Origin of the sequence: Amycolatopsis kentuckyensis, from assembly GCF_002155975.1 — a bacterium.
Lineage (GTDB): Bacteria > Actinomycetota > Actinomycetes > Mycobacteriales > Pseudonocardiaceae > Amycolatopsis > Amycolatopsis kentuckyensis.
Map to the genome: position 1 here is coordinate 18,048 of NZ_MUMI01000445.1, position 11,600 is coordinate 29,647.

Consider the following 11,600-nt stretch of genomic DNA (forward strand, 5'->3'; position numbering starts at 1 on the left):
GCCGCCTGCTCACACATGGCTCTGCACCGCCTCGACGATCCACTGCTCGGCCGTGCTCCGCGAGGCCGGACCCCACGTGACCGTCCAGCGCCCGTTCCGGGCCACCGCGGCACTGAACTGGTACCGCCCGAGGTCGTTGTCCACCAGCCCGAACGCGCCGTGCGGGTACTCGGCCAGGATCGCGTTGCGCACCGCGAGGTCGACCAGCACCGTGCCCAGCCGCGGCCGGGCCGCGCACTCCCGGATCAGCTCGACCGCCCGCTCGCAGCCACGAGGGATCAGCCCGCGCTCGTCGGTCTCGATGCGCAGGTGCTCGCCCGGCCCCGGCGGCCGGTCGGGCAGCCCGTCGAACACCCAGCCCGGCAGCTCGCTGAGGAAGCCCGACCGCAGCCGCGCGCGGTTGCCCAGCTTGTGCAGGACCGTCGTGTAGTCCTCGTCGCCGAAGAACCGCACCTCCCACGGCTTGGCCCGCGCCGGGAACACCCCGGTGACCACGCCACGGATGAAGCCGCCCCGCAGCGCCCGGTACAGCCCGACGGCTTCCGCGGTGACCTCGCCACCCGGCGCGAGGCCGATCGCGGCCATCCCGGCGACGAACCGCGTGTACTGCTCCACCTCGTCCGCGAGGCTCGACACGGGCGCGGAGCGACGCCCCGGCAGCGGTCCGGTGTCCGCCAGCACCGGCGGGATCTCGAACTCGGGGTCGTAGAACTCCATCACCGAGGGCCGCTCCGGCACCTCGGCCGACAGCGGGGCGATGACCTCGTCGATGACGTCGAAGACGGCGACTGCGTTGCTCACCCCTCGATTGAACACCCTGGCACCGACAATTTCTCGCACATATGTTCGAGAGGGTGACATCGTTCGTTAAGCGGTCGGCGAACGGCTCAGGCATGCTCCGGCACCCGTCCTTCGACGAACTCGGCGAGCCGCTCCACCGTGCCGGGCAGCCACCAGAGCCGGCGGTGGCCGCCCCGCGGTCTGCCCAGGGCCGCCAGGTGCCGGCCACGGTCGTCGTCGACGAACGCCAGCACCTCCCACCGCGGCGGTGAGCCGTCGCAGTGGATGTCGAACTGGACCGTGCCGCGCCGGGCCCGCCGCAGGTCGTCCATCAGATCGAGGACGAGGCACTCCTGCTCGGGCTCCAGCACGCCGCGCTCGTCGGCGTCGAGGTACAGCCCCTCGCCCGGCACCGGCGCCAGCGGCGGCAAGCGCGTCAACGCCAATCGCAACAGCTCCGCGACGCCGCCCGACGACGGCCCGGTCAGACTCAAGCCGTCCCCGGCGACGCCGAACGTGGTCCGGTCGTCGAAGAACGCCGACGTCCACGGCTCGTCGGACATCGCGACGGCCACGCCGCAGACGCCGCCGCTCCCCGGGAAGTCGGGCAGCGCCTCCACCAGGTCGAGGGCGGTGGAACTGCCGGCGGCCGCCGCCCGGACCGGCTTCAGGATCTTGGTGGTCACCGCGTGCACGGTGCGTGGTGTAGTGGTCACGCGTTCATGGAACCCGGCACCACCGACAATTTCCCGAACATCCGTTCGAGGTGTCACCTGAAGGTGTGACGTCGAGGGCCTCCCACCAGGGAGGCCCTCGAAGCCGGACTTACTTGGCCTTCGTCGCGGTCGAGCTCGAGCGCTTGGTCGCCGTCGACTTCGCGGCGGCGGCCTTCTTGGTCGTGCCCGCCTTGACCGTCTTCGCCGTCGTCGAAGCCGGCTTGCGCGCCGGCGCCTTCCGCTTCGGCGCCGGCCCCTTGGCCCGCTTCTCGGCCAGCAGCTCGGACGCCCGTTCCGCGGTCAGCGACTCGATCTCGTCGCCCTTCCGCAGCGTCGCGTTGTACTCGCCGTCGGTCACGTACGGGCCGAACCGGCCGTCCTTGACGACCATCGGCTTCTTCGAAACCGGGTCCTCGCCGAGCTCCTTGAGCGGCGGCTTCGCCGTGGCGGACCGCCCACGCTGCTTCGGCTCCGAGTAGATCTTCAGCGCCTCTTCGAGGGTGATCGAGAAGAGCTGGTCCTCGGTGGAGAGCGAGCGCGAGTCCGTGCCCTTCTTCAGGTACGGCCCGTAGCGCCCGTTCTGCGCCGTGATCTCGTCGCCGGACTCCGGGTCCTTGCCGACCACGCGCGGCAGCGAGAGCAGCTTCAGCGCGTCGTCCAGCGTGATGGTCTCGATGTCCATCGACTTGAACAGCGAGCCCGTCCGCGGCTTCGGCGCCTTCGCCTTCGCGGCCTTCTTCTGCGCGGCCGTTGCGTCCTCGGGGATCTCGATCTCCGGCAGCACCTCGGTCACGTACGGCCCGAAGCGGCCTTCCTTCGCGACGATGTCGTGCCCGCTCACCGGGTCGGTGCCCAGCGTGCGGCCCTCCTGCGGGGTCGCGAACAGCTTCTCCGCGATCTCCTGCGTGAGCTCGTCCGGCGGCAGGTCCTCCGGCAGGTTCGCGCGCTGCGAGTTCCCGTCGACCTCGCGCTCCAGGTACGGCCCGTAGCGCCCGACGCGGACCACGACCGTGTGCCCGTCGGCGTCGCTGAACAGCGGGATCGAGTTGATCTCCCGCGCGTCGATGTCCTCGACGCTGCCTTCGACCAGCTTCTTCAGCCCGCCGAGGCGGCCGATCGAGCCGTCGACGCCCATGTCGCCGCCGAAGTAGAACTTCGACAGCCACTGCGCGCGCTGCTCGTCGCCGGCCGCGATGCGGTCGAGCTCGTCCTCCATGCCGGCCGTGAAGTCGTAGTCGACCAGCCGCTCGAAGTGCCGTTCCATCAGGCCGATCACGGCGAACGCGACCCACGACGGGACGAGCGCGGAGCCCTTCTTCCAGACGTAGCCGCGGTCCTGGATGGTCTTGATGATCGACGCGTACGTCGACGGGCGGCCGATGCCCAGCTCTTCCAGCTTGCTGACCAGGCTCGGCTCGGAGTACCGGGCCGGCGGCGACGTGGTGTGGCCGTCCGGGCTCAGCTCGGACGCGGTCAGCGCCTGGTCCTTCGCCAGCACCGGCAGCCGGCTCTGCTTGTCGTCGGCCTCACCACCGGTCTCGGTGTCGACCGCCTCGACGTACGCCTTCAGGAAGCCCGCGAAGGTGATCGTGCGGCCCGAAGCGGCGAAGGTGCACTCCTCGCCCGAGGTCGCGTTGCCGACGATGCGCACGGACATCGTGGTGCCCTTGGCGTCCGCCATCTGCGACGCGATCGTGCGCTGCCAGATCATCTCGTACAGGCGGTACTCGTCGGTGTCCAGCTCGCTCGCGACCTGGCCCGGCGTGCGGAAGACCTCGCCCGACGGCCGGATCGCTTCGTGGGCTTCCTGCGCGTTCTTCACCTTGCGCGTGTACTGGCGCGGCGTCGGCGAGACGTACTCCTTGCCGTACAGCTGCGTGGCCTGGCTGCGCGCGGCCGAGATCGCCGACTCCGACAGCGTCGTGGAGTCGGTACGCATATAAGTGATGTAGCCGTTCTCGTACAGCTTCTGCGCGATCCGCATGGTGCGCTCGGAGGTGAACCGCATCTTGCGGCCGGCCTCCTGCTGCAGCGTCGAGGTCATGAACGGCGCGTACGGCTTCCGCGTGTACGGCTTCTCCTCGACGCTCGCGACCTTGAAGTCACGCTGCTTCAGCGCTTCGGCCAGGCGCCGCGCGTCGGCCTCGGCGAGCACGCGGACCTCGTTGTTCGACGCCTTGAGCTGGCCGTCCGAGCCGAAGTCGCGACCGGTGGCCAGGCGCGCGCCGTCGACGGCGATGAGGCGCGCCGGGAAGTTCCGCGGCGAAGCTTCCTCGCCGGCGTCCATCGTCGCCGAGATGTCCCAGTACGACGCCGAGGTGAAGCGCATCCGCTCGCGTTCGCGCTCGACCACGATCCGGGTCGCCACCGACTGCACACGGCCCGCCGAGAGCTTCGGCATGACCTTCTTCCACAGCACCGGCGAGACCTCGTAGCCGTAGAGGCGGTCGAGGATGCGGCGGGTCTCCTGGGCGTCGACGAGGTCGGCGTCCAGCTCACGGGTCGAGTCGGCGGCCGCGCGGATGGCCTGCTCGGTGACCTCGTGGAAGACCATCCGGCGGACCGGGACCTTCGGCTTCAGCGTCTCGAGGAGGTGCCACGCGATGGCCTCGCCCTCGCGGTCGGGGTCCGTGGCGAGGTAGAGCTCGTCGACGTCCTTCAGCAGGCTCTTGAGCTCGGTGACCTTGGACTTCTTGTCCGGGGTGACCACGTAGAGGGCCTTGAAGCCGTTGTCGACGTCGACACCGAGCCGCGCCCAGGCTTCGCCCTTGTACTGGGCGGGCACGTCGGCGGCACCACGCGGCAGGTCGCGGATGTGCCCGACGGAGGACTCGACGACGTAACCACCGCCGAGGTAGGGCGCGATCTTGCGGGCCTTCGTCGGCGACTCGACGATGACCAGCCGCCGGTGCCCGGCGCCGTTGTCCGCCGAGGCTCCGTTCTTCTTGGTCCGTGCTCCTGCCACGCTGTCCTGCTCTCCGCTCATCTCGTCCCACCGCCGCGGGACTGCACCACGTCCCTGCCAGGGCCCGTGTCTCGACCTGCCAGTGTGCACGCTGTTCCCGGCCGGACGGCGCGGAGGTGGCCCAACACGCCGCCGGTCCTGTGCCCAGCGCATCGCCGCTGACCTCGACGATGTTTCCCCAACGTACCTGCCACGTGATTTCGGCCACGTCCCGCGCAGCCTAGCGCGTGACCGTCCGGATACCCTCCGTTCGACGGTGGTGGACGCGGGGATGTCACCGCTTCACTGGTTTCCCCGCCCAGCCGAAAGGACCCGCCATGACCCGACGCCTGCTCGGCGCCCTGTTCACCGCCGCGACCGCCACAGTATTACTGGGGGTCACACCGGCGAACGCGGCCGCGGCGAACTTCGCCGGCACCGTGGCCCTGTCCAACTGCTCGGGATCGGTGGTCAAGCCCGCCGCGACGCCCGACACCGCGCCCGCACTCGTCATGTCCAACGGGCACTGCCTCGAAACCGGTTTCCCGGCGCCCGGGCAGGTCATCACCAACCGCGCCTCCAGCCGGACGTTCACGCTGCTCACCGCCAGCGGCAGCAACAAGGCCACACTCCGGGCCAAGAAGATCGTCTACGGCACGATGACCGACACCGACGTGTCGCTCTACCAGCTCACCACCACCTACGCGCAGATCAAGGCCAGCTACGGGATCTCGCCGCTGGAGCTGTCGAACGCCCACCCGACGGCCGGTGCCGCGATCGACGTCGTCTCCGGCTACTGGAAGCGCATCTACTCCTGCAACATCGACGGTTTCGTCTACCGGCTGAAGGAGGGCAGCTGGACCTGGAAGGACTCGATCCGCTACACGTCCGCCTGCCAGACCATCGGCGGCACCTCCGGTTCGCCGATCATCTCCGGCGGCAAGGTCGTCGGCGTGAACAACACCGGCAACGAGGACGGCCAGCGCTGCACGGACAACAACCCGTGCGAGGTCGACCAGGCCGGCAACGTCACCGTCCGCGAAGGCATCAACTACGGCCAGGAGACCTACGGCATCCCGGCCTGCCTCACCGCGGCCAACGAAATCGCGCTCACCCAGGCCGGCTGCACGCTGCCCCGGCCCTGACGCGGCTCCCGCACCCGGTCAGGCCGTGCTCGTGACGGCCTCCGGGTGCGGGACCGGTTGCGGGGCCGCGCCCGGCCACGCCGCTTCGGCGCCGGGCGGTGGCTCCCCGATCAGCTCCAGCAGCGCCTCCAGCCGGCGTTTCCCGGTGACTTTGACGGCCGGGACCTCGGCCTTCGGACCGGTCAGCTTCGCCGCGACGCCCAGCGGCGTCAGCGCTTCGACCAGCCTCTCGTGCATGCCGGGAGCGAGCGGGTCCACACCCAGCAGGTAACCCTGCGTGCCCGGACGGCCGCCGGCCAGCGCCCACATCCGCAGCATCGCGCCGCTCAGCCGGAACCCGTCCGGCACCGCCTTGCCCGAGTCGTCCTCGACCGGGCCCGCGCAGCCCTCACGCAGCCACCGCAGCGCCAGCGGCAGCAGGTCGACCCGGAACGACGTGCGGACCTGTGGACGGCCGCAGTCGGCCTTCGAGACCTGGGCGTCCGCACCGCGGCAGCGGAACTCGCCGGCCAGGACGTGGGCCCGCCACGGCTCTTCGACGACCACTGACAGCCGGGCGGCGGTGCGCCCGAAGCCGGTGATCTGGCCGTGGCAGCACAACAGGCCGGCCAGGTCGCCCAGGCCCGGCCCGCTGGCCTCGGCGGAGAAGAGCGAGATCGTCCGATCCACCGCGCCATACTAGAACACAAGTTCGATTCGCGGCAGGTCTCGCGCGGATCTTCAGCCGGCAGGCTGATCCAGCCGGCGGCAGGCCGGAGCGCGCTGTTCCGCCGCGGCGAGGGCCGGGACGTCCTTGAGGCCCTTGAGGTAGTCGAGCGCGTCGATCCGGTCGAGCGTCGCCCTGGCCTGGCCGAGGGCTTCCTTCGTCGCCGCGGCGTTTCCGCGGGCCGCCTCGATGCGGCGGCGCGCGTTCTCGGCCTCCGTGCGGATTTCGGCGAACTGCCCGATGACGTCCTTGCGCCCGCTGTCCGCCGAGGGCATCGGCGGCGCACCGAGCGCGTTCAGCCCGGCCAGACTCTGGTCGAGGCCGCCGACCACCGAGGAAAGCAGGTCACTGGACGTCCGGGACGCCTTCTGCGGCGTGCTGGGATCGACGGCGGGCAGCGCGGCGAGCGCGCGGACGAGGTGCGTCACCGCGTCGCAGTAGCCGGCCGCCCAGCTCGCCGCGGGATCGACCTGGGGAACCACCGTCGTCACCGGAAGATCCTGGTCCCGGGGCGGCGCCTGCACCGCGGAAGGCTGCCCGCACCCGGCGAGACCGATGGCGATCGTCGTGGTCAGAGCGGCGAAGACGGTGGACCGCTGCCGCACCTGCGTACCTCCTGCTCGACGACGTCCCGGAAGGGCCGACGGTACCGACTCGGTGCTGCTTCGCAAGTCGCCGTGCCAGCGTGGGATGACCCGACAAGCCCCGGGCCCGGCACGCGACGTCGCGTGCCGGGCCCGGGAACCGTTCTCCGTCAGGCCGTGATCTCGGTCGGGGTGTCCGTCAGGACCGTCCCCCGGCGCTTCGACACCACGATCGCCGCCACGATCACCGCGACCGCGACCAGCGAAATGATGATGCGCACGGCGGTGTTGGCACTGTCGCCGACCGTCAGCTGCACGATGGCGGGCGCGATCAGCACCGAAACCAGGTTCATCACCTTGATCAGCGGGTTGATCGCCGGGCCGGCGGTGTCCTTGAACGGGTCGCCCACGGTGTCACCGATGATGGTGGCTTCGTGCGCGGCCGAACCCTTGCCGCCGTGGTTGCCGTCTTCGACCAGCTTCTTGGCGTTGTCCCACGCGCCACCGGAGTTGGCGAGGAAGATCGCCATCAGGGTGCCGCAGGCGATCGCGCCGGCCAGGTAGCCGGCGAGCGCGCTGGTGCCCAGGCCGAAACCGACCGCGATCGGGGCGAAGACCGCCAGCAGACCCGGCGTCGTCAGCTCACGCAGCGAGTCGCGCGTGACGATGTCGACGACCTTGCCGTACTCGGGACGGGTGGTGCCCTCCATGATCCCCGGGATGTCGCGGAACTGGCGGCGCACTTCGTAGACGACCGCGCCGGCGGCCCGGGACACCGCGTTGACCGCGAGACCGGAGAACATGAACACGACGGCCGCACCGATGATCACGCCGACCAGGGTCGCCGGGCCGACGATGTTGGCGATGAAGTCGCCGCCGACGCCCATCGCCTTCGTGATCGCGTCGGAGTAGGACCCGAAGAGCGCGGTCGCCGCGAGGACGGCCGTGGCGATCGCGATGCCCTTGGTGATGGCCTTCGTGGTGTTGCCGACCGCGTCCAGCTCGGTGAGGATCTGCGCGGCCTTCTCGTCGACGTCGCCCGACATCTCGGCGATGCCCTGCGCGTTGTCCGAAACCGGGCCGAAGGTGTCCATCGCGACGATGACGCCGACGGTGGTCAGCAGGCCGGTGCCGGCGAGCGCGACGGCGAACAGCGCGACGCCGCCACCCAGCAGGTAGGCGCCGAACACGGCCGCACCGATGACGAGGGCGGTGTACACGGCGGACTCGAAACCGATCGAGATACCGGACAGGATGACCGTCGCCGCACCGGTTTCCGACGTCTGGCCGACGTCCTTGACGGGCTTGTACTCGGTGCCGGTGTAGTAGCCGGTCAGCTTGAGGATGACCGCCGCGAGGACGATGCCGATGATCACCGCGATGGTCGCGATGACCGCCGGGTTGCCGGTGCCCTCGAAGCCCGTGCCGAATTCGGAGAAGCTGCTCGGCAGGTACACGAACGCCGCGATCGCCGACAGCACCGCGGAAATCACCGCGGAGATGTAGAAGGAGCGGTTGATCGTGACCAGGCCGCCCTCCCCCGCGCGCGCCTTGGTGATGTAGACACCGATGACGGCGGTGATCACGCCGATGGCCGGCACGATCAGCGGGAAGATCAGGCCGTGCACGCCGAAGGCGGTGCTGCCCAGGATCAGCGCGGCGACCAGCATGACGGCGTAGGACTCGAACAGGTCCGCGGCCATGCCGGCGCAGTCACCGACGTTGTCGCCCACGTTGTCCGCGATGGTGGCGGCGTTGCGCGGGTCGTCCTCCGGGATGCCCTGCTCGACCTTGCCGACCAGGTCCGCGCCGACGTCGGCGGCCTTGGTGAAGATACCGCCGCCGACACGCATGAACATCGCGATCAGGGCCGCGCCGAAGCCGAAGCCCTCGAGCACCTTGGGCGCCTGGCCGGTGTAGACCAGCACGACGACCGCGGCACCGAACAGGCCGAGGCCGACGGTGATCATGCCGACCACGCCACCGGTGCGGAACGCGATCCGCATCGCCTTCTCGCGGCCGCCCTCCTCACGCGACGCGGCCGCGACGCGCAGGTTCGCCTGCGTCGCCAGCCACATGCCGAGGTAGCCGATCGTGAACGAGAAACCCGCGCCGACCAGGAAGAAGATCGAACGGCCGATCTTCTCGTTCCAGTCGTCCGCGGGAAGGATGAAGAGCAGGAGGAACACGACCACGCCGAAGATGGCGAGGGTGTTCCGCTGCCGCTTGAGGTAAGCGGCCGCGCCTTCCTGCACCGCCTTGGCGATGTCCTGCATCTTGGCGGTGCCCTGGCCTGCGGCCAGCACCTCCTTGAGCAGGACGTAGCCGATGACGAGTGCGGCAAGCGCGACCACGGCGACTACACCGACAATCGTGTAGCCACCTCCGGAGAGCGTGATGGACCCGCCCTCCGCGAGGAACTGCCGTGACATTCGTCCTCCAGGAGACGTCGCCGATCGCCAGCGTCGACGGCAAGCCGAGGGTTCGACACGGCCGGCGCTGGCATGGACCCTGTACCGAGCGACACGCTAGCCGGGCAGCAATGCACGTCTCACATGACGCTCACCACAGAGGGTGTGGATTGCGGGAGTGTATTGGTATCGCAACCAGCGTCTTCACGCCGTCCCGGTGACGGTACATTCCGTTACCTTGTGAGCCTCCTCACTTGATCGATCACCCTTTCGCCGATCCGTTGGCGCAGCTGGGGATGCCGGAACTGTCGTACCCCTGTGCCAAGCTCGGCGGGTGGACGAATCACGTGGGCAGCGGCTGCTGAGGCGGGTGACCGCCGGCACCCCGGCGCGCGAGCACCCGGTCACGCACGTCGCGGACCTCCCGGGTCGCGCCGCACGCTACGCAGAGTGGCCGTCGTGGGCGGATCCGGCGGTGGTCGCTGCGCTGCGTGACTGCGGCGTCTCGGCGCCTTGGACGCACCAGGCCGAGGCGGCTTCGCACGCGTACGAGGGTCGGCACGTCGTGATTTCGACCGGCACGGCCTCGGGGAAGTCGCTCGCCTACCAGCTGCCGGTGCTGTCCCGGCTGGCCGCGGGCGAGAAGGCGAACGCGCTGTACCTGTCGCCGACGAAGGCGCTGGGCGCGGACCAGCTGCGTTCGGTGTCCTCTTTGGACGTGCCGGGCGTGCGGGCGGCGTCGTTCGACGGGGACACGCCGATGGCCGAGCGCGACTGGGTGCGCGCGCACGCGAACTGGGTGTTCACCAACCCGGACATGCTGCACCGCGGGATCCTCTCGGCGCACGGCCGGTGGGCCACGTTCTTCCGGCGGCTCAGCTGCGTGGTCGTCGACGAGTGCCACAGCTACCGCGGCGTCTTCGGCTCGCACGTCGCCCTGCTGCTTCGCCGGCTTCGGCGGGTGGCCGAGCACTACGGCGCTTCGCCGGTGTTCGTGCTCGCTTCGGCGACGACGGCTTCGCCGGCTTCGTTCGCTTCGCGGTTGACGGGCGTCTCTTGTGTCGCCGTAACGGAGGATGCTTCGCCGCGCGGCGCCCGGACGGTCGCGTTGTGGGAGCCGCCGCTGCTGGAGGAGCTGACCGGGGAGAACGGCGCGCCGGTCCGGCGTTCGGCCGGGGCGGAGACGTCGCGGATCCTCGCCGACCTGGTGCTGGAAGGCGCGCGGTCGCTGGCGTTCATCCGGTCGCGGCGGGGCGCGGAGCTGGCGGCGCTGGGAGCGCGGCGCATCCTGTCCGAAGTGGACCCGGTGTTGTCGGAAACCGTTGCGGCGTACAGGTCCGGCTATCTGCCGGAGGAGCGTCGCGCGCTGGAGGCGGCGCTGTTGTCGGGCCGGCTGCTGGGGGTCGCGACGACGAACGCGCTGGAGCTCGGCGTCGACATCGCGGGCCTGGACGCGGTGGTGCTGGCCGGCTACCCGGGAACGCTCGCGTCGTTCTGGCAGCAGGCCGGCCGGGCGGGCCGCTCCGGGGATTCGGCGCTGGTGGTGTTCGTCGCGCGGGACGATCCGCTCGACACCTACCTGGTGCACCACCCGGCGGCGCTGCTTTCGCGGCCGGTGGAGACGGCGGTGCTGGACCCCGCGAACCCGTACGTGCTGGCGCCGCAGCTCGCTTGCGCCGTCGCCGAGCTGCCGCTGACGCTGCCCGAGCTGGAGGTGTTCGGCGGCGCGGCGGCCCAGGAGGTGCTGGCCGAGCTGGCGGAGCAGAAGCTGGTGCGGCGCCGGTCGAGCGGCTGGTACTGGACCTCGCGGGACCGGCCGCACGCCGAGGTCGGCATCCGCGGCACCGGCGGCGAGCAGATCGCGGTGGTCGAGTCGGATTCCGGCCGGATGCTCGGAACGGTCGACCCGGGTTCGGCCTGCTTCGCCGTGCACCCCGGCGCGGTGTACCTGCACCAGGGGTCGTCGTACGTCGTTGACGAGCTGGATCTCGACCAGGGGTTGGCGCTGGTCCACGCGGAGAACCCGGACTGGACGACGACACCGCGCGAGATCGTGGACATCTCGGTGCTGGCCACTCAGGAGAAGCAGGACTACGGCGGGGTGAGCGTCTGCCTCGGCGAGGTGGCCGTGACGTCCCAGGTGGTGGGGTACCTGCGGCGGCGGCCGTCCGGGGAGGTCCTGGACCACACGCCGCTCGACCTGCCGGAGCAGAGCCTGCGGACGCGGGCGGTCTGGTACACGGTGTCCGGCGAGCTGCTCGGTGGCGCCGGCGGGGGCGGTCCCGCCGACGCGGGTGGTCCCGCGGGCTCGAGT

The 11,600-nt window shown here is 70.5% G+C and carries 8 protein-coding genes; 2 read left to right on the forward strand and 6 right to left on the reverse strand.

Annotated features, from left to right (window positions below):
- Nucleotides 1–9: 9 nt before the first annotated feature.
- The 3 genes from CCN39_RS36030 to topA all read right to left on the reverse strand — a co-directional run bounded on the left by CCN39_RS36030 (nt 10) and on the right by topA (nt 4,482).
- Complete coding sequence (locus CCN39_RS36030) at nt 10–801, reverse strand: ESX secretion-associated protein EspG (protein WP_086849712.1); 792 nt, start codon at nt 799–801, stop codon at nt 10–12.
- Between the two features lie 86 nt (nt 802–887).
- Complete coding sequence (locus CCN39_RS36035) at nt 888–1,466, reverse strand: hypothetical protein (protein ID WP_244211151.1); 579 nt, start codon at nt 1,464–1,466, stop codon at nt 888–890.
- A gap of 139 nt (nt 1,467–1,605) precedes the next feature.
- Nucleotides 1,606–4,482, reverse strand: a complete 2,877-nt coding sequence (gene topA, locus CCN39_RS36040; RefSeq protein WP_208630534.1) for a type I DNA topoisomerase — start codon at nt 4,480–4,482, stop codon at nt 1,606–1,608.
- A 296-nt stretch (nt 4,483–4,778) separates the two neighbouring features.
- Between topA and CCN39_RS36045 the strand changes: the two genes are divergently transcribed.
- Nucleotides 4,779–5,585: a S1 family peptidase gene (locus tag CCN39_RS36045; protein WP_086849716.1), complete on the forward strand. Its 807-nt coding sequence runs from the start codon at nt 4,779–4,781 to the stop codon at nt 5,583–5,585.
- An 18-nt stretch (nt 5,586–5,603) separates the two neighbouring features.
- Here the strand turns inward: CCN39_RS36045 and CCN39_RS36050 are convergent, their stop codons facing one another.
- The 3 genes from CCN39_RS36050 to CCN39_RS36060 all read right to left on the reverse strand — a co-directional run bounded on the left by CCN39_RS36050 (nt 5,604) and on the right by CCN39_RS36060 (nt 9,307).
- A complete protein-coding gene (locus tag CCN39_RS36050) occupies nt 5,604–6,254 on the reverse strand; it encodes a hypothetical protein (protein WP_086849718.1) in 651 nt (216 codons plus the stop codon).
- Between the two features lie 51 nt (nt 6,255–6,305).
- Nucleotides 6,306–6,896 (reverse strand): hypothetical protein, encoded by a 591-nt coding sequence (locus CCN39_RS36055; RefSeq protein WP_086849720.1) that lies wholly within the window; start codon nt 6,894–6,896, stop codon nt 6,306–6,308.
- 149 nt (nt 6,897–7,045) lie between these two features.
- On the reverse strand, nt 7,046–9,307 hold the full coding sequence (locus CCN39_RS36060) for a sodium-translocating pyrophosphatase (RefSeq protein ID WP_086849722.1): 2,262 nt from the start codon (nt 9,305–9,307) through the stop codon (nt 7,046–7,048).
- A gap of 349 nt (nt 9,308–9,656) precedes the next feature.
- Between CCN39_RS36060 and CCN39_RS36065 the strand changes: the two genes are divergently transcribed.
- A partial coding sequence (locus CCN39_RS36065; RefSeq protein WP_086849724.1) for a DEAD/DEAH box helicase occupies nt 9,657–11,600 on the forward strand: 1,944 nt, incomplete at its 3' end.